Below are 20,779 nucleotides of genomic sequence, written 5' to 3' on the forward strand. Positions count from 1 at the left end.
ATTTGAGGGCGGTCAGCGGATCGACGATCCGGAGATGGCCCGGGCGATGACCATACGCTGTATCTCCGACGTTCCCTCGAAAATTGTGTAGATCTTGGCGTCGCGATACCACCGTTCCACCGGATGATCGCGGAGGAATCCGGCGCCGCCGAGAATCTGCACCGCCTTTTCGGTGACCGACACGGCCACCTCGCCGGCCTTGAGTTTTGCCATCGAGCCCTCGCCGGCCACGAAGGGGCGGCCGTTCCGGCCCATCCACGCGGCACGCCAGACCAGCAGCCGGGCGGCGTCGATCTCCATCCGCATGTCGGCCAGGGCAAAGGCGACCGCCTGGTGTTCCACGATCGGGCGGCCGAACTGCACCCGTTCCCGGGCATAGTCGAGGGCGTACTCGTACGCGGCGCGGGCGATGCCGAGTGCCTGCGCGCCGACCGTCGGCCGGGACAACTCGAAGGTACGCATCGCCGCCTGCCCGCTCGACCGTAGACCGGTCCGGGCGCGGTCGAGTCGTTCCCGCAGTCGTTCCCGACCGCCGAGCAGACAGCGGCCGGGCACCCGTACGTCGTCGAGGAAGACGTCGGCGGTGTGTGACGCGCGTAGCCCGAGCTTGCGTAGCTTGCGGGTCGCGTGCAGCCCGACGGTTCCCGGCGGTACGACGAAGGCGGCCTGCCCACGGGAGCCGAGACTCGGCTCGACCGTTGCCGTCACCACGTGCACGCCGGCGATTCCACCGTTGGTCGCGTACGCCTTCTGACCGGTCAGGACCCACTCGTCGGTGGCCTCGTCGTAGCGGGCCCGGGTGCGGATCGCGGCGACGTCCGAGCCGGCCTCGGGTTCGGTGCTGCAGAACGCGGCGACCGCGGGTACGTCGACCGAGCCGTAACACTGGGGCACCCATTCGACGAGTTGCTCGGGGGTGCCGGTGCCGTAGATGGCGGCGACGGCGAGGGAGGTGCCGAAGATGCCGAGGCCGATGCCGGCGTCGCCCCAGAAGAGTTCCTCGCTGGCGATCGGCAGGCTCAGTCCGGTCGGATCGGCCCAGCAGTTGGCGACGAACTCGTAGCCGTAGAGCCCGACCTTGGCCGCTTCCTGGATGACCGGCCACGGGGTTTCCTCGCGGGTGTCCCACTCGGCCGCGGCCGGGCGCACGACCTCTTCGGCGAAGCCGTGCACCCAGTCGCGTAGATCGCGCTGTTCCTCGTTCAGGTCGAGCGAGAACTCGGTCATGCCAGCACCCGATCCCGTCCCGACATCCTGGTCAGGCCTTGGGAATGTTGAACAGGTCAGCGATCTTGGATGCCAGGGCCAGGTCGCCCTTTGCCTTCAGCTTGCCGGTCATGAACATCATCACCGGGTTGGCGCCACCGGTGACCACCTTGAGGAACTCGACCGGGCCGAGGGTGAGGGCGAGCTTCGGGTCCTGGGCGGGGGAGCCGTTGACCGTGCAGGCACCGTCGGCGATGACCACCTCGTACGTGTCGACGCCCCCGTCGGCCCGGTCGGAGATGTTCCAGTGGATGACCGTGTTCGTCGCACCGGCGCGGTCGGCCCGGAACAGCGTCGGCATCCGGTTGAAGATCTCGTCCAGGATCATGCCCCGCTGGTCGCTCTTCATGAGCGCGGCGATCTCGGCGTCCGGAGTGGACTTGACGAGCTGGGCGAACTGCTTCGGTTCCAGGGACGTGAACTTGGCCGGGTCGAAATCGGTCATGGGTTGCACCTTCCGAGGGAGACTGCGGTTACTGGGGCGTAACCTTACGCACGAGTAGGTATGCTCGCAAGGATGGCCAGCACCCCCACCTTCAAGCGACTGCCTCGGGCCGTACGCGAGCAGCAGATGCTCGACGCGGCCGTCAAGGTCTTCTCCCAGCGTGGCTACCACGCCGCCAGCATGGACGAGATCGCCGAGGACGCGGGAATCTCGAAGCCGATGGTCTACGCCTACCTCGGCACCAAGGAGACGCTCTTCATCGCCTGCCTGCACCGCGAGGGCACCCGGATGATGGAGGCGATCGTGGGGGCGGTCAACGCGGAACTCCCCCCGGACGAGCAACTCCGGCGCGGGCTGCGGGCCTTCTTCGGATTCGTCGGGGCACACCGAGACGGCTGGACCGTCCTCTACCGGCAGGCGCGGGGAGAGCAGCCGTTCGCCGGTGAACTGGCCGAGATGCGGGCCCGGGTGGTCGAGGTGGTCACCGCACTCCTGCGTCGCAACCTACCCGTGCCGTCCGAGGGCACCCGCGAGGTACGCGAGACAGACCTGGAGGTCATGGCGTACGCCCTGGTCGGTGCCACCGAATCGCTCGCCGACTGGCTCAGTGACCACCCCTCGGAGGATCCCGAACGGCTCGCCGCCCGTCTGATGAACGCCACCTGGCCCTGGCACCCTCCCACCGCGTAAGGAAGGGCCCCTTGTTATCGCTTTTTGTATAACAAGGGGCCCTTCCTAACGCCCGTAGGGCGTGGGTGGGTCAGCGGAGGGTGCCGGTCAGGTGCGGGCGACCGGAGTCGACGTCGTGCAGCGCGAAGTCCCAGGCCGGGCTCGCGCTGAAGGCGAGCGTGCCGGGCAACGGGATCGGCAGCTTGAACGCCACCTCCACGGTGTACGCCTCCGGCAGCCGCCCCTCAAGTGCTGCCAGGCAACGGGCCTTGCTCCACATCCCGTGCGCGATCGGGCGCGGGTAGCCGAGCAGCCGCGCCCCGATCCGGGAGGTGTGGATCGGGTTCCGGTCGCCGGAGACACGGGCGTAGGTCGTACCCACGCGTGGGGTGACCCGCCAGCGGCCGGTGGCGGCCGGCGGTTCCGGCCGGTCACCCGGCTCGCGCCGCTCACCCTCCGTCGGTTCCGGCTCCCTGCGCAGGTACGTCGACACACCGCTCCAGACCGGCTCGCCACCGACCGAGGCGGTGGCCAGCACCTCGAACTGCTGCCCGCGTCGGTGCGGCCGTAGGTCGGCGGTACGCACCGACAGGTCCAACGGTTCGCTCGCGTCGACCGGCCGGTGCAGGGTGATCCGGTTGGCGATGTGCACCAGCCCGAGCAGCGGGAACGGGAACTCCGCCGAGGTCATCAGCCGCATCGCCAGTGGGAAGGCGAGCACGTGCGGGTACGTCCCCGGCAGCGTGTCGGCGAGCCGGAACCCGCACACCCGGTCGTACGCGGCCAGGTGTCCCCGGTCGACGGTCAGGCCGTGCAGCCGTAACTCCGTCGCGGGCAGGGTCGGCGTCCCCTGGGACGGTGCCGGCGTCGTCCCGGGCGGAGTGGGCTTGCTCGACCGGCGGCGACCGGGCAGCAGTGCGACGATCGCCCGCCGGTAGAGCGCGCCGGTGGCCGGCACCCGGCTCAGCTCGACCACGCCACCCGTCACCGCCGGGCTGGCCACCTCGACCGTGGCGTCGTCGACCGCCCCGGCCCACCAGGGGGTGTCGTCCGCCGGGGGGAGGGTGAGTCGGACTGTTTCGTCGGGGTCGGTGTTTCGAGCGTTGTGGTCCGCCGGGGGGAGGGTGAGTCGGACTGTTTCGTCCGGGTCGGTGCTTCGAGCGTTGTGGTCCGGGGTGGGGACGGGGATCCGGACCGTGTCGTCCTCGGCCCGTCGGCCGGTGGCGGAGCCATCGGAGTTGGACATCATGCTCCCAGCAGGCTCTGGCCGCAGACGCGGACGATGTTGCCGGTGACTCCGGCGGAGGTGGGGGCGGCGAACCAGGCGATGGTCTCGGCCACGTCGACCGGGAGCCCGCCCTGCGCCAAGCTGTTCAGCCGGCGGCCGGCCTCACGCAGCCCGATCGGCATCCGCTCCGTCAGTCGGGTCTCGATGAAACCGGGCGCGACCGCGTTGACGGTGATGCCGCGCTCGGCGAGGACCGGGGTCATCGACTGCACCAGCCCGATCACGCCGGCCTTCGCCGTGGCGTAGTTGGTCTGTCCCCGGTTGCCGGCGATTCCCGCGATCGAGGAGACAGTGATCAACCGGCCGCCGGCCGGGATCAGGTCACGGTAGAGCAGAAGGTCGTTGATCCGTTCCTGACTCGACAGGTTCACCGCGAGCACCGAGTCCCAGCCGGCGGCGTCCATCCGGGCGATGGTCCGGTCGCGGGTGATGCCGGCGTTGTGGACCACGATGTCGACCCTGCCATAGCGGTCGCCGAGCTGGTCGGCGAGGCGGGTCGGCGCGTCGGGCGCGGTCAGGTCGAGTTGTACGGCGCTGCCCCGGATGTCGTTCGCCACGTCCGCGAGCAGGTCCCCGACGGCGGGTACGTCCAGTGCGACGACGTGCGCGCCGTCCCGGGCGAGCACCTGGGCGACGGCCGTACCGATTCCCCGGGCGGCACCGGTGACGAGCGCGACCTTGCCGGCGAGTGGCCGGTCCCAGTCGATCCGCTCCTGGTGGCCGTGGTCGCCGGGACCCGGGTCGGCGATCCGGATCACCTGTCCGGAGACGTACGCGGACCGGCCGGAGAGGAGGAACCGCAGGGTGGATTCGGTCGCCGTTTCGGCGCCCCGGTGCACGTAGACGAGTTGGGCGGTGATGCCGCGCCGGAACTCCTTGCCGATGCTGCGGGTCAGTCCTTCCAACGCCCGCTGGGCGGTGGCCTCACGCGGAGCGTCGCATGCCTCCGGGGGAGTACCAAGGACGATCACCCGCCCCGAGGCGCGGACGGAGCGGGCGTACGCGTGGAAGAAGTCGTAGAGCGGTCGGAGTCCGGTGGAGTCGGTGACCCCGGAGGCGTCGTAGATCAGTGCCGCTGGTCGTACGCGGGATCCCGCCGCTGCTCCTGCCCCTGTCGAGGGCTCCGTCACAGACACCGTCGTCGGGTCGGCGAGTGCGACACCGGCGGCGGCGAGCAGCTTCGCGACGGGCTCGTGCAGCCGTCCACCCGGGGCCGCGTCGAGCAGCACTGGCCCGGGTAGGAGAGGATCGCCGGGGCGGTACCGGCGCAGTCGGGGCGGATCGGGCAGGCCGAGTCGCTTGACGAGGGCGCGGCCTGCGCCGGAGTTCGCGAAGCTCGCGTACCTGTCACTCATAGGCGTAGCCTACTGGCGAGTAGGTTAGGCGCAAGCCCTGAAGGAGGAGGCGGGACCGTGGAGACCGTACGTCGCGTCGCGGTGGTCGGGGGCAATCGGATCCCGTTCGCCCGTTCCAACGGCCGGTACGCCGATGCCTCCAACCAGGACATGCTCACCACCGCGCTCAATGGACTGGTGGCCCGATTCGGGCTCGCCGGCAAGCGGCTCGGCGAGGTGGTCGCCGGGGCGGTGCTGAAGCATCCCCGGGACTTCAACCTGACCCGGGAGGTGGTGCTCGGCTCCCGGCTCGACCCCCGCACTCCCGCGTACGACGTCCAGCAAGCCTGTGGCACCGGGCTGGAGGCGGCGATCCTGGTCGCCAACAAGATCGCACTGGGGCAGATCGACGCCGGTGTCGCCGGTGGAGTGGACACCACCTCGGATGCGCCGCTCGCGGTCAACGAGGAGTTCCGCCGCACCCTGTTGAGGATCAATGCCTCCCGTACGCTGACCGCCCGGCTGCGGGCCGCGGCCCGGCTCCGGCCGCACCAGCCGTTCCTGCCGGAGACGCCGCGTAACGCCGAACCGCGCACCGGACTGTCGATGGGGGAGCACGCCGCGATCACCGCCCGCCAGTGGGGCATCGACCGGTACGCCCAGGATGCGCTGGCACTCGCCTCGCACCAGCGGCTTGCCGCCGCGTACGAACGTGGCTTCTTCGACGACCTGGTCACCCCGTACCTCGGGCTGACCCGGGACCAGAACCTGCGGCCGGACACGTCGATGGAGAAGCTCGCCGCGTTGCGACCGGTCTTCGGTACGCGGGGAGCGGACCAGGCGGAAGCCACCATGACCGCCGGCAACTCCTCGCCGCTCACCGACGGCGCCTCGACCGTGCTGCTCGCCTCCGAGGAGTGGGCCGCCGACCACCATCTTCCGGTGCTGGCATACCTCACCTTCTCGGAGGTCGCCGCGGTCGACTTCGTGCACGGCGACGAGGGGCTGCTGATGGCCCCGGTGTACGCGGTCCCCCGGATGCTCGCCCGCGCCGGGCTGAGCCTGACCGACTTCGACTACTACGAGATCCACGAGGCGTTCGCGTCGCAGGTGCTCGCGACCCTGGCGGCCTGGGAGTCGGCCGAGTTCTGCAAGGAGCGGTTGGGGCTCGACGGCCCGCTCGGCACGATCGACCGGTCGAAGCTGAACGTGAACGGCTCCTCGCTCGCCACCGGGCACCCGTTCGCCGCGACCGGCGGGCGGATCGTCGCCACCCTGGCGAAACTGCTCGCGGAGGACGCCCGCGAGTCGGCCGGTGGCAGGGCTGCGCGCCCCCGCCGTGGCCTCATCTCCATCTGCGCCTCCGGTGGCCAGGGTGTCGTGGCCGTCCTCGAACGCTGAACGCCAGTAGACCCGCCCGTCGGCGTCGATCCGATCGGACGGGTCTGCTGGCGTGGGTGATGTCAGGCGGTCTGCCGGTCGGGGGTGAAGAGGATCTTGCCGGAGCGCTCCTGCTGCCCGGCGTGGGCGAGGGCCTCGCGGTACCGGTCCAGCGGGTAGGTCGCCTCCACCGTGGCGCTGATCGCACCCTCCGCGACCAGGTCGGCCAACTCGGTGTAGATCCGTTCCAGTTCGGGGCGGGGGGTGTCCCGGATCCAGTTGAGGATGAAGAAGGCGCGGACCGAGATCCCCCGGTAGATCAGATCACCGAGCGGCACGACCGGGGACTGGCCGGTGACCGCGGAGAAGGTGACCACGCTGCCGCCGGCCTCGACCGAACGGATCAGTTCACCGACCTGCTCCGGGCCGCCCGCGCCCTCGAACAGCAGGCGGAGCTTGTTGTCGCCGAGGGCCGTGGCCACCCGGTCGCCGAGGTCCGCTCCCTCGATGACGACGAGGTCGGCGCCGAGTTCGCGTACCCGCTTGGCGGCCCCCTCGCGACGGACGACGGCGAGGGTCTTGATGCCGCGCCGCTTGGCGAGGGTGATGACGTACTGGCCGACACCGGAGTTGGCCAGGTTCAGCCCGATCCAGTCGCCGGGCTTCAGGTCGGCGTAGTCGTTGAGCAGGGCGTACGCCGTGGCCGGGTTGACCGGAAGCATGGCGAGTTGCACAGGATCAGCCTTTTCCGTCACCGCAACGACGTTCTGCGCCGGTACGACCACCTTGTCCGCCCAGGTGCCCTGGACGAAGGTCGGCAGGATGATCACCCGACGCCCGACCAGGTTCGGGTCGGCGGCGGTGCCAGCCTGTAGCACCCGGCCGGTTCCCTCGGCGCCGAGCGCGTTCGGGACCTGTGGGTAGACCCCGAACCAGCCGAGCGTGAAGAGCAGGTCGGCGGGGTTGATCGGGGCGGCGTCGACCGCGACGAGGACATCCTGGGCGCCGACGGTCAGGTTCGAGTTCTGGTCGAGCTGCACGGTCTCAGTCGGGTCGCCGCCGACGGCGGTGAGGAAGAGGTGGCTCATGGGTCGTTCTCCTTGCCGAATGGCCGCTGTAAGCGACTACTTGAGTTTGCCGCTTACGGTTGTAGCAGGCGTGGCCGCCCCTGTAAAGGTCTTTGGGACTTAGACCATTTCTGCGTACGCTGGGCCCCATGGGTACGCACGAGTCACCAGGAGAGAAGGAGCCGAAGGTGCCTGCCCGCGCTGCGGGGATCGTGGCTCTGCTCAACACGCGACCGCACGCCACGCCGACGCTGCCGGACACCCTGGACGACCCGACCACAGCGGCCGAGGTGCTCGCGCCCTTCGGTCAGCCGGCCGGAGTGCCGCTGACGCCCGGCCAACTCGACCAGGTCCGCGCGGTACGCGCCGACCTCATGGCGGTCGTCGACGCGGCCGACCCGGAGCACGCGGAGCGGGGTTGGACAAACCTCACCGCGGATGCCTCCGGTGCCACCTTCCGGCAGGTCTTCTCCACGCGGGGCGAGGCCCGGCTGGAGCAGGTGGCCGGCGACCAGGTCATCGGCCGGATCGCTCTCGACGTCGCGGAACTCGTCCGCGACAACATCTGGTCTCGCATCCGTGCCTGCGCCAACGAACAGTGCCGCCACGTGTTCTACGACACGACGCGAAGCCGGACGCAACGCTGGGACTCCTACGAGACCTGCGGCAACCGGGTGAACGTGGCCGCGCACCGGGCCCGGGGCAACAGGTCGCGCGGCTGACGTACGCCCGCCGAGGGAGGTCCTCCCCCACCGTGAGGGGCACCCGTCGCCTCGGTCAGACCCGCTTCCACTTCTGGTGCAGTGCCCCGTTGTTGCAGGCGAACTGCTGGAGTACGCCCCCGTTGTCGTTGACCATGTCCTGTACGTCGAGGCACTTGCCGCTGCCGATGTTTATCAACTGTTGCTGAGCGTTCATGACGAATAGCTGGGCCGGTTTGCCGGTGCAGGTGGCCCACTGGATCGCGGCCGCGTTCTCCAGGGAACCGTTCGCGACCTCCATGCACCTGTCCAGCAACCTGACCGTGCCGTCGGAGGGGAAGCTCCAGCTCTGGTTCTGGTCGCCGCGGGCGCCACAGTCCCAGATCCGCAGCCGAACCGGGCTGACCGAGACGGGATTGCTGATGTCGAGGCACCGGTTGCTCGCGACCCCGATGAGTTGGTAGCGCGGCAGGTTGGGCGTGGGGCTCGGCTTGACCGACGGATCGACCCTCGGCTTGGCGCTCTCCGGTGTACCGCTCGGGGTGGACGTCGGCGCGGGCCGGAAGCCGGTGACGATGCGCTGGAACGCCGACTCGCTCTCCTGCCAACCGGATTCAGGCGTGGCCCAGAAGATCGTGTAGCCCTGCTGCTTCCCCGTGACGACGTTGCGCTGGCGTACGTGGACCACGTCTTCGGTGTCGGTCCGGTAGGTCCACTCCCAGTCGGCCGCGCTCACGTAGTAGTCCGCCGAGGCGAGCGCGATCCGCTGATAACCCCGGAACTGCCCGTCGGTGGGTCGGCTCCGCTCCCGGCTGGTCAGATCGGCCAGCGGGTCGGGTTTCGGGTTGGCGGTCGGGGTGATCGCGAGAAGTCGCTGACCGGTCGGCTCCCGGAACTCGACCCGGGCGCCATTCCGCTGGATTCTCCACCCGTTCGGCACGGGCACGGTGAACCCGCTGCTGTCCTGGTGGCTGGACCAGGTGAGGGCGGGAAGCGGCCCGCCGCTCGGGGCAAGCGTCGATTCAGGCGACGGCGATGGCGTGACCTGATCGGTGTCAGCCGCACCGGGTTCGGAGGAATCGCTGCCCATTGCGGCCGGTCGTTCGCGATTGACCAGCGGTACGGCGACCGCGATGCCGAGCAGGACGACCGCCGCGAGGGCGCCGACCAGCCAGATCCGTCGCGTGTTGCGGGTTCGGGACGCGGGCGTGACCTCCTCGGTGTCCCACGCGCCGTCGGTGTCGGCGCCGTTGGGGCCGGCATCGGTGCCGGGGGTCGTCCCGAGGCCGGCGATCCAGCCGGCGCTCTCCGTCGATTCGGTGCTGCCGGCCCGTCCGGTGTCACCGCTCCACCCCGTGCCGGTCGGCTCGGTGGCCGGGGGCGCGGTCGTGGCGGACTCCTCGTTCCGGTCGGGAGCCGGCGGTTGCGCCAACCCGGGCGCCATGACAAAGGAGATTGCCGGCCGTGGGCGGGACTGGCCGTACTCGGGCTCGGTCCAACTGACCTTCGGCTCCACGTGCGGAGGTTCCTGGAGGATCTCCCGGAGCAGTCGCTCGGTGGAGTCGAGGTCCATCCGTTCGACCGGGTCCTTGCGGAGCAGACCTTCCAGCACCGGGGCCAGTGGCCCGGCGTGTTCCGCGACCGGTGGCGGCTCGGTGGCGAGCGCGGTGAGGCTCATCAGACTGGACGGCCGGGCGTACGGCGAGCGGCCTTCGACGGTGGCGAACAGGGTGGCACCGAGCGACCAGAGGTCCCCCGCGACGCCCACGATGCCTGACATGGCCCGCTCCGGCGCGATGTACGCGGGTGAACCGAGCACCACACCGCTGAGCGTCAGGTTCGTGTCCTCGACGACGGTCGCCAACCCGAAGTCGGTGAGCACGATCCGGCCGTCGTCGGAGAGCAGGATGTTCGCCGGCTTCACGTCGCGGTGCATGATTCCGGCCTGGTGGGCCGCGCGGAGCGCGCTCAGTACGCCCAGCCCGATTTCGGCCGCTCGGATGGGGGGAAGCGGCCCTTCATTGCTGATCGTCGCGTCCAGGGAGCGGGAGGGGATGTACTCCATGACGATCCACGGCTCGCCGTCGCTGGTCAGGACATCGAAGACCCGGACCACGTTGGGGTGGCTCAGTCGCGCGATTGCGCGTGCCTCACGCAGGGAACGTTCGCGCAGCTCCGTACGCGCCTGGTCGGTCAGGCCGGGCGGCGGAACGATCTCCTTCACTGCCACGTCGCGCTGAAGCATCTCGTCACGGGCTCGCCAGACCCGGCCCATGCCGCCCTGACCAATTCGCTCTACCAGAACATACCGATCAGTAATGTGGCGTGGTAGCTTCTCCCCCATTCCGCAGACGTTACCTGCCGCTTTGATCGGTCGATCTTGGCAGCCAATGCCACATTCAATTGTGGCGGTGTCGTCACGCTTTGCAGCGGCAAAGCCCGGTGTATTGCCCGCATTGCAGAGAATCCGAAGAATCCCGCAATCGCGATGAGGATGCCTCTGGTTTGGTCGCCTGGACCGTTGTCCCCGAACGGGGAGTTGCGCGGTCCGGACCGGAGGGTCGGGCGTACGTCCCCGGGGCGGACGCGTGTCCGTGGCTGGCCACGGTTGGGGCCCTCGCGTCGGTCGTGAAGATCACCCGCGAAGGTCGTACGATCCGTCCAGATGGTCCGTCAGCGGAAGTGAGGTTCCATGAGCACCGGGGTCGAAACGCTTGAGTTCCAGGCAGAGGCGCGCCAGCTCTTGCAGTTGATGATCCACTCGATTTATTCGAACAAGGACATCTTTCTGCGTGAGCTGATCTCCAACGCTTCGGACGCACTGGACAAACTGCGACTGGAATCGTTGGTCGACAAGGATCTGCAGGCGGACACGACCGACCTGCACATCGAGATCGAGGTCGATCGCGAGCAGCGCACGCTGACCGTACGTGACAACGGCATCGGTATGTCCCGGGACGAGGTCGTGGGACTGATCGGCACGATCGCGAAGTCCGGCACCGCGGAGCTGCTGCGGCAGCTGAAGGAGTCGAAGGACGCCGCCGCCTCGCAGGATCTGATCGGGCAGTTCGGTGTCGGTTTCTACTCGACCTTCATGGTGGCCGACAACGTCACGTTGGTCAGCCGGCGTGCCGGTGAGCAGACCGCCACCCGGTGGGAGTCCACCGGCTCCGGGACGTACACCATCGAATCGGTGGACGAGGCGCCTCAGGGCACCGCCGTCACGGTGCACCTCAAGCCGGAGGACGCCGAGGACCAGCTCTTCGACTACGCCGCCGAGTGGAAGATCCGGGAACTGGTCAAGCGTTACTCCGACTTCATCGCCTGGCCGATCCGGATGACGGTGCAGCGGCCGGCGGTCGAGGGCGAGCCCGAGGGGGCGACGGAGACCGAGGTCACGACGCTCAACTCGATGAAGGCGCTCTGGGCGCGCCCGCGTACCGAGGTCGCCGACGAGGAGTACAAGGAGTTCTACCGGCACATCAGCCGTGACTGGAACGACCCGCTCGAAATCATCCACATGAAGGGCGAGGGAACCTTCGAGTACGAGGCCCTGCTCTTCATTCCCTCCCAGGCCCCCTTCGACCTGTTCACCCGGGACGCCAAGCTCGGCATCCAGCTCTATGTCAAGCGCGTGTTCATCATGGACGACTGCCAGGCGCTGATGCCGGAGTACCTGCGCTTCGTCAAGGGTGTCGTGGACGCGCAGGACCTCTCGCTGAACATCTCGCGGGAGATCCTCCAGCAGGACCGCCAGATCCAGTTGATGCGCCGTCGGCTGGTCAAGAAGGTGCTGTCGACGGTGAAGGAGTTGATGGCCTCCGACGCCGAGCGCTACCGCACCTTCTGGCAGGAGTTCGGCCGGGCGGTCAAGGAAGGGCTGCTGAACGACTTCGACAACCAGCGCGCCATCCTCGACATCTCCTCCTTCGCCTCGACGCAGGACCCGGAGCAGCTCGTCACCCTCGCCCAGTACGTGGAGCGGATGAAGGAGGGGCAGTCGGACATCTACTACATGACCGGCGAGTCCCGCTCCATGATTGAGAACTCGCCGCACATGGAAGCCTTCAACGCCAAGGGCTACGAGGTGCTGCTGCTGACCGATCCGGTCGACGAGATGTGGGTCGAGGCGGTTCGGGAGTTCGACGGCAAGCAGTTGCGCTCGATTGCCAAGGGGCAGGTCGACCTCGACGCCGAGCAGGAGAAGGAGGAGGACGAGCCGGAGCGCGCACAGCAGAAGGAGGAGTTCGCCCCGCTGCTGTCGTGGCTCTCGACGCAGTTGTCGGAGCAGGTGAAGGAGGTTCGGCTCTCGTCCCGCCTCACCACCTCGCCGGCGGTGCTGGTCGGCGACGCGCAGGACATGACGCCGACGCTGGAGCGGATGTACCGCGCGATGGGGCACGAGGTGCCGCAGATCAAGCGGGTCCTCGAACTCAACCCGACGCATCCGCTGGTGAGCGGGTTGCGTAAGGCCCATGAGCAGCGAGCCGACGAGCCGGCGGTCGCCGAGACCGCCGAACTGCTCTACGGCACCGCGCTGCTCGCCGAGGGCGGTGAACTCGCCGACCCGGCCCGGTTCGCTCGCCTCCTCGCCGACCGACTGGCCCGTACCCTCTAGAACCCCTGATTTGTCGATCATGAAGTCGGCGCGGATTCCAGCCCCGGGATCCGCGCCACTTCATGATCGGCGGCGTTCGTGGTCAAGTCGGCCGCGCTGGCGGTGACCTGGGTCGGAGCGGCGACCGGCAGTGCGGGAGAATGAGGTACGTGACGCAGAGCAACCAGAATCGCCCCCAGGTCCCCAACGTGCTCGCCGGCCGGTACGCCTCGACCGAGCTGGTCCAGCTCTGGTCGCCGGAAGAGAAGATCCGGATGGAACGGCGGCTCTGGCTCGCCGTACTCCGCGCCCAGCGGGATCTGGGTGTGCCGCTGCCGGACGGCGTGGTCGAGGCGTACGAACGGGTGCTCGACCAGGTCGACCTCGACTCGATCGCGGCCCGGGAGCGGGTCACCCGGCACGACGTCAAGGCACGGATCGAGGAGTTCAGCGCCCTCGCCGGACACGAGCACGTGCACAAGGGGATGACCTCCCGCGACCTGACCGAGAACGTCGAACAGCTCCAGATCCGCGCCTCGCTGGAGCTGGTCCGGGACCGGGTGGTCGCCACCCTTGCCCGGCTCGCCCGGCTCGCGGTCGAACACTCCGACCTGGTCATGACCGGGCGCTCGCACAACGTCGCGGCGCAGGCCACCACGCTGGGCAAGCGGTTCGCGTCGGCCGCCGAGGAACTGCTGATCGGGTACGAGCGGCTGAGTGACCTGATCGACCGGTACCCGCTGCGGGGGATCAAGGGGCCGGTCGGCACCGCCGCCGACCAGCTCGACCTCTTCGACGGGGACGACGAGCGCCTGGCCGAGCTGGAACGACGGGTCGCCGGGCACCTCGGCTTCCGGCGGGTGCTGGACAGCGTCGGCCAGGTCTACCCGCGCTCACTCGACTTCGACGTGCTGGCTGCCCTCGCCCAGACCGCGGCGGCACCGTCGTCGCTGGCCACCACGATCCGGCTGATGGTCGGCCAGGAACTGGTCACCGAGGGCTTCCGCCCCGGCCAGGTCGGCTCCAGCGCGATGCCGCACAAGATGAACACCCGGTCCAGCGAGCGGGTCAACGGATTCGCCGTGGTCATCCGGGGTTACCTGTCGATGGTCGGTGAACTCGCCGGTGACCAGTGGAACGAGGGGGACGTCTCCTGCTCCGTGGTCCGCCGCGTGGCGCTCCCGGACGCGTTCTTCGCCGCCGACGGCCTGTTCCAGACCTTCCTGACCGTGCTCGACGAGTTCGGCGCCTACCCGGCGGTGATCGCCCGCGAGCTGGACCGCTACCTGCCCTTCCTGGCGACCACGAAGCTCCTGGTCGCGGCGGTCCGCCGGGGTGTGGGCCGGGAGACCGCGCACGAGGTGATCAAGGAGCACGCGGTCGCGGTGGCGTTGGCCATGCGGGAGAAGGGTACGGCCGAGAACGACCTCTTCGACCGGCTCGCCACCGATGGTCGGCTGGGCCTGACCCGGAGCGAGATCGACGCCCTGGTCGCCGACCGGTCGGCTTTCGCGGGCGCGGCGTCGGCCCAGGTGCGCGCGGTTGCCGACCGGGTCGCCGAGGTGGTCGCGGCGCATCCGGACGCGGCTGGCTACCAGCCCGCTCCGATCCTCTGACCTGTTGATCCACTGACCCGTTCCGGAGCCCGTGGTGGCGTACTGGAGTACGTCACCACGGGTCGACCGGTCAGGTCTGCGGGCGGGGTGTCGGCGTCTCCGCCGCACTGCGCAGGTCGGGCGCGGTCGGCGGCTCGGACACCCCGATCGGATCAGGCAGGATCTCCGCGCTGTGCGCCAGTTCGGCGGCGGCGAGCGGCTCGTCCGGCAGCGGCGCCTTCGGCTGCTCCCGGATCACGACCGCGGTACCGTACGCGCAGAGTTCCATCCACATCTCGCCCACCTCTCGGTGGTCGAAACGCATGCCGATCACGGCGTTCGCGCCGAGCCGGCGGGCTTCTTCGCCCAGATTGGCCACCGCCTCCGTCCGCCACCGGGTGAGGTTCTCCGGCGCTTTCGGGTCGTATGCCCCACCGCGAAGGTTCTTCACCCCTTCGCGGTACGGGTTTCGGGTTCGGGCCATCGATGACACTACTTCGCCGAGGACTGCGCGGATCTCGTACCCGGGAAGGACATCCGTCGTCACGACCAGCACGTGTTGATGCTCGCAGAGCAGCGGTGGAGGCAATTGTGAGGTCTGTTCACGTCGGCTCATGATGCAAAACCGCGCGCGGCGGTAGAACGACGTGGCGGGACGCGAAGGGCGTGGCGGGCACGCAATCGTGTGCCCGCGGATGAACGGCGCGGTCGGCCGGATCGGTCCGCTGGTGTCGCAAACCGCGCGGCGCGGACGCCCGGGGCGATCCGGAACGTCCGCGCCGTACCCCTGAGGAGGACTAGACCCCGGCGACCGAGGTGATCCAGGACCGGTTGTACGCCACGCTGCCGTAGTTCTGGATGTTCACGCCGTCGGCGGTCGAGGCGACGCCGACCTGGGCGCCGTTGTAGAACTCCGGCCCGCCCGAGTCACCGCGCCAGGCGTTGCCGTTGATCCGGGTGCTGCGGATCGCCCGGCCGCCGTACGCGTCGGTCACGTTGGTGCTGGTGACCCGGACGTTGGCGGTCTTGAGCGTGGTCGAGGCGCCACAGCCCTCGTAGCAGGTCATGCCCCAGCCGTAGATCGAGTTGGTCGAGTTGACCGGCGGGTACGCGCTGGAGAGCGTCACGTACGAGGTGCTGATCGCCGTCGAGAGTTGGAGCAGGGCGAGGTCGTAGCGGGTGGAGTACGACGAGACGCCGCTGGTGACGCCGCCGGAGGTCCGGTTGACGCTGCCGACCCGGACCGACATCGTGCCGCTGACGCAGTGCCGGGCGGTGAGCACCCAGCGGGACGCGATGATGGTGCCGGAGCAGGTGAACGAGCCGTTGCTGAAGACAGCGGCGGCCCAGGGGGCGGACGTGACCGTGCCGCCGCCGATGATCAGCGGAGTGACCGGCGCGTCGCTCGCGGCAGCGGCGGAGGGGGCGACGAAGACACCGACAAGTGCGGTGGCGACGGTCGCCAGGGTGAGGCGGATGCGCATCTAACGGGCTCCTTCCGAGGGGGGCACCCGGGGTTTCCGGGTCGGGTCGAGCCACCGACGGCGGTTGGGTGTCCGCCATACGGCTTTGAAGATCAAACGTTTGGCGTACCGGTCCCAGACGTTTGACGCCACACGCTAGGACGTTCGTCGTCCATTCACAAGAGTCAAATCGAAGTATCACGATATGATCTTGGGGCGATGACCGGTCCGTACAACAGAGATCGCCACCGGCGGAGCCCAACGCGGACCGTCGTCGCCCCGCGATCGCGCCGGTCGGCAGGGGGTGTGCGATTTTCCACAGGCTTGTCCACAGGGCGGCCGGTGCGTCGTGCGGCGGCTCTGCCAGGTACGCTTGCCCCGCTCGCCCCTATGGGCCGGCACCCAACTGCGTACACAGTCAGGAGTGCCCAGTGCCTCGCGTCGTCGTCGACGTCATGCTCAAGCCGGAGATTCTCGATCCTCAGGGCCAGGCCGTCGCAAACGCGCTGCCTCGCCTGGGTGTCAGCGACGTCTCCTCGGTGCGCATCGGTCGGCGCATCGAGATCGAGTTCGCCGGTGAGCCGGACCTTGATCGGGCCCGGGAAATCGCGGACAAACTGCTGGCCAACCCCGTGATCGAGGATTTCGCGATCCGTGTGGTCGATGCCGAGGATGAACATCCGTGACGGCCCGGATCGGTGTGGTGACCTTCCCTGGGTCACTGGATGACGGCGATGCTGCCCGCGCGGCACGCATCGCCGGTGCGGATGTGGTCCGGCTCTGGCACGGTGACCCCGACCTGCACCAGGTCGACGCCGTGGTGCTGCCCGGAGGCTTCTCCTACGGCGACTACCTGCGTTGCGGCGCGATCGCCCGGTTCGCCCCGGTCATGGAGTCGCTGATCGCCGCAGCCCGCGAGGGCATGCCGGTGCTCGGCATCTGCAACGGCTTCCAGATTCTGTGTGAGGCGCACCTCCTTCCGGGCGCGCTCACCCGCAACAAGCACCTGCACTTCCGGAACCGGGACCAGTGGCTGCGGGTCGAGGCGGTCAAGACCGCCTGGACCAACACCTTCCAGCCGGAGCAGGACGTGCTCATCCCGGTCAAGAACGGTGAGGGCCGGTACGTCGCCGACCGTTACGTCCTCGACCAGCTCGAGGCCGAGGGTCGGGTGGTCGCCCGCTACCAGCGTGGCAACCCCAACGGCTCGGAGCGTGACATCGCCGCGATCACCAACGAGGCGGGCAACGTGGTGGGCATCATGCCCCACCCGGAGCACGCCGTGGAGGCATTGACCGGCCCCTCGCTCGACGGCCTCGGCTTCTTCACCTCCGTTCTCAAGCACCTCGCGGGAGTCCCGGCATGACGACCCAGCCCGACACGGCGTCGAGCGAGGCCGGTGGGGTGACTCCGCCGCTCGACCAGCCAGTGACCCACGACACCGAGGCCGCCACACCGCAGGCTGCGGCGAATGGCTCCGCGCCTGCGTCGACCGGTCTTCCGCCCGCGCAGGCGGTGCCGGCAGACGCGACCGCGGCGGCGTACCCGGACCTCGACACCGTCGATCGGGCGGTGAGCACCCCGGACGAACTCCAGCCGTACCCGGAGCTCGGGCTCCGTGACGACGAGTACGACCGGATCCGGCAGATCCTGGACCGCCGGCCGACCCAGGCCGAGCTGGCGATGTACTCGATCATGTGGAGTGAGCACTGCTCGTACAAGTCGAGCAAGGTGCACCTGCGTCAGTTCAGCGAGAAGGCACCGCCCAGCGACCGGATGCTCGCCGGCATCGGTGAGAACGCGGGCGTGATCCAGATCTCGGAGAAGCTGGCGGTCACCTTCAAGGTCGAATCGCACAACCACCCCAGCTACGTCGAGCCCTACCAGGGCGCGGCCACCGGTGTCGGCGGCATCGTCCGCGACATCCTCGCCATGGGTGCCCGCCCGATCGCGGTCATGGACTCGCTGCGCTTCGGTGCCGTCGACCACCCCGACACCGCCCGGGTACTGCCCGGCGTGGTCGCCGGCGTCGGCGGGTACGGCAACTGCCTCGGCCTGCCGAACATCGGTGGCGAGATCGTCTTCGACCCCTGCTACCAGGGCAACCCGCTGGTCAACGCCCTCTCCATCGGCGTACTCCCGGTGGACCGGTTGCAGAACAAGGCCGCCGCCGGGGCGGGCAACATCGTCGTCCTGATGGGCGCCAAGACCGGTCGCGACGGCATCGGCGGGGTCTCCGTGCTCGCCAGCGCCACCTTCGACGAGGGCAGCGAACAGCGTCGCCCGGCCGTTCAGGTGGGTGACCCGTTCACCGAGAAACTGCTGATCGAAGCCTGCCTGGAGCTGTACGACGCCCAGCTCGTCGTCGGCATCCAGGACCTCGGCGGCGCCGGCCTGACCTGCGCGCTGACCGAAACCGCGGCTGCCGCCGGCACCGGAATGCGGGTCTGGCTGGAGCGGGTGCCGCTGCGCGAACCGTCGATGACCCCGCACGAGATCCTGGCCAGCGAGTCGCAGGAGCGGATGCTCCTGGTCGTCACGCCGGAGCAGCTCGACGCGGTGCTCAAGACCGCCGAGAAGTGGGGCGTGCTCGCCACCGCCATCGGTGAGGTCACCCCCGCCCAGGCCGACGGCGAGCCGGGACGGCTGCTGATCACCTGGCGCGACCACGTCGTGGTCGACGTACCGCCGGGCTCGCTGGTGGACGACGGCCCGGTCTACGCCCGGCCGATGCGCGAACCCTCGGACCTGATCCTGCTCCAGGCGGACCGGGCCGAGACGCTGCCCCGCCCGTCGACCCCGGAGGCGCTGCGCGAGACCGTACTGCGCATGATCGGCTCGGCCAACCTGGCCGACAAGTCCTGGGTGACCGAACAGTACGACCGTTACGTGCTCGGCAACACCGTGCTGGCCCAGCCCGAGGACGCGGGTGTGATCCGGCTCGACGAGGAGACCGGCCTCGGTGTGGCGCTCTCCGTCGACGGCAACGGCCGGTACGCCCGACTGGATCCGTACAACGGGGCGAAGCTCGCGCTTGCCGAGTCGTACCGGAACGTCGCGGTCACCGGCGCCAAGCCGATCGCGGTCAGCGACTGCCTCAACTTCGGATCCCCCGAGGACCCGGCCGTGATGTGGCAGTTCGCCGAGGCGGTACGCGGCATCGCCGACGGTTGCGCCGAACTCGGTATCCCGGTCACCGGTGGCAACGTCAGCTTCTACAACCAGACCGGTGCGGCGGCGATCCACCCGACCCCGGTGCTTGGTGTGCTCGGCCTGCTCGAAGACGTGGCGCAGCGCGTGCCGATGGGCTTCGCCGCGAAGCCGGGCGGTGACCACGACCTGGTCTTCCTCCTCGGTGAGACCCGGCTGGAGCTTTCCGGTTCCGAGTGGGCCTGGGTGACGCACGAGCACCTGGGCGGCGTGCCGCCCCGGGTCGACCTGGCCGGCGAGCGGGCCCTGGCGGACCTGATCGCGTCGGCGGCGCGGGTGGGGCATCTCACCTCGGCGCACGACCTCTCCGACGGTGGCCTCGCCCAGGCCCTGGTCGAGTCGAGCCTGCGCCGCGGCGTCGGTGCCCGGATCACTCTGCCGGACGACTTCACCAGCGGTTCGATGCCCTTCGTCTACCTGTTCAGCGAATCTGCGGGGCGGGCACTGGTGACGGTGCCGCGTGGCCAGGACAAGGCTTTCGTCGCGCTCTGCGAGGAGCACGGGGTGCCGGTGACCGCACTCGGGATCACCGACCCGGCCGGTGGCACGTTGGACGTACGCGGCCAGTTCACCCTCGGGTTGGACGAGCTGCGGACGGCCTTCGAGTCGACTCTGCCCCGCCTCTTCGGTGAACTCTCGTCGGCCGACGTCGAGTCGGTGGCACCGGTGGCCCCGACCGGCACCGGACCGGCCACGGTCACCAGCGTGGTGAGCGTGCAGTCCGACGAGTCGGCGGCGGCGGACGCGGACGTGGTCAACGAGTCGACGGTGCTACCGGCGTCAGCCGTGACCGAGCCGGAGGCGTCGTCGGCGGACCAGACGACGGGCGAGGACGAGGACCCCCCGACGGAGGCTTCGGCCGCAAACCAGCCGTGACCGAGGCTCTGGTCGGCACCGTCTACGCCCAACCCGGTTCCGGGGCTCGCTTCGACTGGGGGCTGGGCGGTGCCACCGAGCTAGGTCGGGTCTGTTCGGCACTGGTCGTGGTGGACGTACTCTCCTTCACCACCTCGGTCGAGGTGGCGGTGAGCCGGGGGATACGGGTGTACCCGTTCCCGTGGGGTGCACAAGCGGCCGAGTACGCGCGGCGGGTCGGCGCGGTGGCGGCGGTGGGGCGTCGAGAGGCCACCCCGGACCACCCCTGGTCCCTGTCGCCGGCTGCGTTGCGTACCGCACCGGTCGTCTCCGACCTGGTGCTTCCCTCACCGAACGGTTCGACGATCTCGGCCGCCGCCAGCGCGAGCGGGGTGCCGGTGGTGGCGGCGTGCCTGCGTAACGCGCCCGCCATCGGTCGCTGGCTGGTCGACCAGGGGTACGGCACGACAGCGAGACCGATTGGCGTGATCGCTGCCGGCGAACGTTGGCCGGACGGCACCGTCCGGCCCTGCGTGGAGGATCATCTCGCGGCGGCGCTTGTGCTCGACGCGCTCGCTACCGTTCCCGGCGGACTGTCGGTTGAGGCGGCCGTGGCACTGGCGGCGCTCAGCAGCGTGCCGGACCTGCCGGCGGCGGTCCGGGGCTGTGTTTCCGGGCGTGAACTGAACTACCTCGGATTCGGCGAGGATGTGGAGATCGCCGCCCAGGTGGGTGTCTCCCAGGTGGTGCCGTTGCTGCGCGACGGGGTGTTCGCCGCCGCCTGAGTCGCCTGCGCTCCATAGAGGAAACCGCACCCCACGGCTTCGCGGGGTGCGGTTCTCTGTGTTTCGTACGGGTTCTGGCTTCGTGGACTGTGGAGGCTGGCCGGGGATCTTCAGCCCCGACCAG

General features: G+C 69.4%; 17 protein-coding genes. 9 read left to right on the plus strand and 8 right to left on the minus strand.

The annotated features are described in order from the left end of the window. Window positions 1-12: 12 nt before the first annotated feature. Together ACIBF5_RS04385 and ACIBF5_RS04390 are read right to left on the minus strand one after the other, a co-directional pair. Window positions 13-1,227: an acyl-CoA dehydrogenase family protein gene (locus tag ACIBF5_RS04385; RefSeq protein WP_396807986.1), complete on the minus strand. Its 1,215-nt coding sequence runs from the start codon at window positions 1,225-1,227 to the stop codon at window positions 13-15. Window positions 1,228-1,258: 31 nt separating this feature from the next. After that, window positions 1,259-1,711, minus strand: a complete 453-nt coding sequence (locus tag ACIBF5_RS04390) for an SCP2 sterol-binding domain-containing protein (protein WP_396807988.1) — start codon at window positions 1,709-1,711, stop codon at window positions 1,259-1,261. A gap of 72 nt (window positions 1,712-1,783) precedes the next feature. On the opposite strand from ACIBF5_RS04390, the gene ACIBF5_RS04395 reads away from it, so the two are divergent. Next, entirely contained in the window at window positions 1,784-2,401 is a 618-nt protein-coding gene (locus tag ACIBF5_RS04395) for a TetR/AcrR family transcriptional regulator (protein ID WP_396807989.1), read from the plus strand. Between the two features lie 70 nt (window positions 2,402-2,471). On the opposite strand, the gene ACIBF5_RS04400 is transcribed toward ACIBF5_RS04395, so the two are convergent. Further along, window positions 2,472-3,626, minus strand: coding sequence for a MaoC/PaaZ C-terminal domain-containing protein (locus ACIBF5_RS04400; RefSeq protein ID WP_396807991.1), 1,155 nt, complete (start codon window positions 3,624-3,626; stop codon window positions 2,472-2,474). After that, complete coding sequence (locus ACIBF5_RS04405; RefSeq protein WP_396807993.1) at window positions 3,626-5,023, minus strand: 3-oxoacyl-ACP reductase; 1,398 nt, start codon at window positions 5,021-5,023, stop codon at window positions 3,626-3,628. Before ACIBF5_RS04405 ends, ACIBF5_RS04400 begins: the two co-directional genes overlap by 1 nt. Before the next feature lie 57 nt (window positions 5,024-5,080). Between ACIBF5_RS04405 and ACIBF5_RS04410 the strand changes: the two genes are divergently transcribed. Continuing rightward, entirely contained in the window at window positions 5,081-6,403 is a 1,323-nt protein-coding gene (locus ACIBF5_RS04410; RefSeq protein ID WP_396807994.1) for an acetyl-CoA C-acetyltransferase, read from the plus strand. 62 nt (window positions 6,404-6,465) lie between these two features. Here ACIBF5_RS04410 and ACIBF5_RS04415 read toward each other — a convergent pair whose 3' ends face one another. Beyond that, a complete protein-coding gene (locus ACIBF5_RS04415; protein WP_396807996.1) occupies window positions 6,466-7,470 on the minus strand; it encodes a zinc-dependent alcohol dehydrogenase family protein in 1,005 nt (334 codons plus the stop codon). Between the two features lie 128 nt (window positions 7,471-7,598). On the opposite strand from ACIBF5_RS04415, the gene ACIBF5_RS04420 reads away from it, so the two are divergent. Next, window positions 7,599-8,171 (plus strand): CGNR zinc finger domain-containing protein, encoded by a 573-nt coding sequence (locus ACIBF5_RS04420; protein WP_396807998.1) that lies wholly within the window; start codon window positions 7,599-7,601, stop codon window positions 8,169-8,171. 55 nt (window positions 8,172-8,226) lie between these two features. Here ACIBF5_RS04420 and ACIBF5_RS04425 read toward each other — a convergent pair whose 3' ends face one another. Next, entirely contained in the window at window positions 8,227-10,494 is a 2,268-nt protein-coding gene (locus ACIBF5_RS04425) for a protein kinase (protein ID WP_396808000.1), read from the minus strand. Window positions 10,495-10,842: 348 nt separating this feature from the next. Between ACIBF5_RS04425 and htpG the strand changes: the two genes are divergently transcribed. Together htpG and purB are read left to right on the plus strand one after the other, a co-directional pair. Then, the gene (htpG, locus tag ACIBF5_RS04430; protein WP_396808002.1) at window positions 10,843-12,768 is read left to right on the plus strand and encodes a molecular chaperone HtpG; all 1,926 of its coding nucleotides are present in this window, start codon (window positions 10,843-10,845) and stop codon (window positions 12,766-12,768) included. Between the two features lie 149 nt (window positions 12,769-12,917). Then, on the plus strand, window positions 12,918-14,363 hold the full coding sequence (purB, locus tag ACIBF5_RS04435) for an adenylosuccinate lyase (RefSeq protein ID WP_396808004.1): 1,446 nt from the start codon (window positions 12,918-12,920) through the stop codon (window positions 14,361-14,363). Between the two features lie 70 nt (window positions 14,364-14,433). Here the strand turns inward: purB and ACIBF5_RS04440 are convergent, their stop codons facing one another. Next, window positions 14,434-14,898, minus strand: a complete 465-nt coding sequence (locus tag ACIBF5_RS04440; RefSeq protein ID WP_396808286.1) for a YbjQ family protein — start codon at window positions 14,896-14,898, stop codon at window positions 14,434-14,436. A 241-nt stretch (window positions 14,899-15,139) separates the two neighbouring features. Beyond that, window positions 15,140-15,826 (minus strand): S1 family peptidase, encoded by a 687-nt coding sequence (locus ACIBF5_RS04445; RefSeq protein WP_396808006.1) that lies wholly within the window; start codon window positions 15,824-15,826, stop codon window positions 15,140-15,142. Window positions 15,827-16,236: 410 nt separating this feature from the next. Between ACIBF5_RS04445 and purS the strand changes: the two genes are divergently transcribed. The 4 genes from purS to ACIBF5_RS04465 are packed head-to-tail and all read left to right on the plus strand — an operon-like array spanning window position 16,237 to window position 20,655. Further along, the gene (purS, locus tag ACIBF5_RS04450) at window positions 16,237-16,491 is read left to right on the plus strand and encodes a phosphoribosylformylglycinamidine synthase subunit PurS (protein ID WP_121157581.1); all 255 of its coding nucleotides are present in this window, start codon (window positions 16,237-16,239) and stop codon (window positions 16,489-16,491) included. Then, the gene (purQ, locus tag ACIBF5_RS04455; RefSeq protein ID WP_396808008.1) at window positions 16,488-17,171 is read left to right on the plus strand and encodes a phosphoribosylformylglycinamidine synthase subunit PurQ; all 684 of its coding nucleotides are present in this window, start codon (window positions 16,488-16,490) and stop codon (window positions 17,169-17,171) included. The genes purS and purQ overlap by 4 nt, the downstream gene beginning before the upstream one ends. Continuing rightward, window positions 17,168-19,891 carry a phosphoribosylformylglycinamidine synthase subunit PurL gene (gene purL, locus ACIBF5_RS04460; protein WP_396808010.1) on the plus strand — a complete coding sequence of 908 codons (2,724 nt, stop codon included), beginning with the start codon at window positions 17,168-17,170 and terminating at the stop codon, window positions 19,889-19,891. The genes purQ and purL overlap by 4 nt, the downstream gene beginning before the upstream one ends. After that, the gene (locus tag ACIBF5_RS04465) at window positions 19,888-20,655 is read left to right on the plus strand and encodes a 2-phosphosulfolactate phosphatase (RefSeq protein WP_396808012.1); all 768 of its coding nucleotides are present in this window, start codon (window positions 19,888-19,890) and stop codon (window positions 20,653-20,655) included. The genes purL and ACIBF5_RS04465 overlap by 4 nt, the downstream gene beginning before the upstream one ends. Window positions 20,656-20,779 lie beyond the last annotated feature (124 nt).

The sequence above is a fragment of the Micromonospora sp. NPDC050417 genome (assembly GCF_044458865.1).
Lineage (GTDB): Bacteria > Actinomycetota > Actinomycetes > Mycobacteriales > Micromonosporaceae > Micromonospora_G.